We start from the raw sequence: 466 nt of genomic DNA on the forward strand, positions 1-466 counted from the left end.
GAGGCGAGGAGTTCGGCGATCAGGCCGGCGGGGGCGGGCGGGGAGTTGATCCAGGCGAAGAAGGCCGGGTGCCCGTTGCCGGTGGGGAATGGTGCGATCTCCTCGCGCACGAAGTCCAGGATCTGCCGCAGCTCACCACCGGTACGGTCGAGCGGGGCATCCCGCAGGCGGGCGGGCATCGGACGGCTCACCGGGGCTTCCGGCAGCTGGCCCAGGTACTGACAGACCCACTCCGCGGCCGCGATGAGCTCGTCCCGCAACACCTTTGGATGCACTGACGCAGCCCAGATCAGCGCACTGGGGCCGTGATCCTAACGAGCACCCCGGCCTGCCGTCACGTCCAGGCGCCAAGACTCCCCCCACTGCCTCCGCGGCGAAGGCCTCTCCACAGCCGAATAGCGCAGGGTTGAAACATCGACTCTTCACCAGTGCCGCAGGGACACCACTGAGGCGATCATCGGTGCGG

At 68.7% G+C, this 466-nt stretch carries 1 pseudogene; it reads right to left on the bottom strand.

The features are described 5' to 3' along the window. Positions 1-263 (bottom strand): annotated as a pseudogene (locus tag VR44_RS40560) (pyridoxal phosphate-dependent decarboxylase family protein); the annotation flags it as partial. Between the last annotated feature and the right edge of the window lie 203 nt (positions 264-466).

Source organism: Streptomyces katrae, assembly GCF_000966975.1.
In the GTDB taxonomy this organism is placed as follows: Bacteria; Actinomycetota; Actinomycetes; order Streptomycetales; family Streptomycetaceae; genus Streptomyces; species Streptomyces katrae.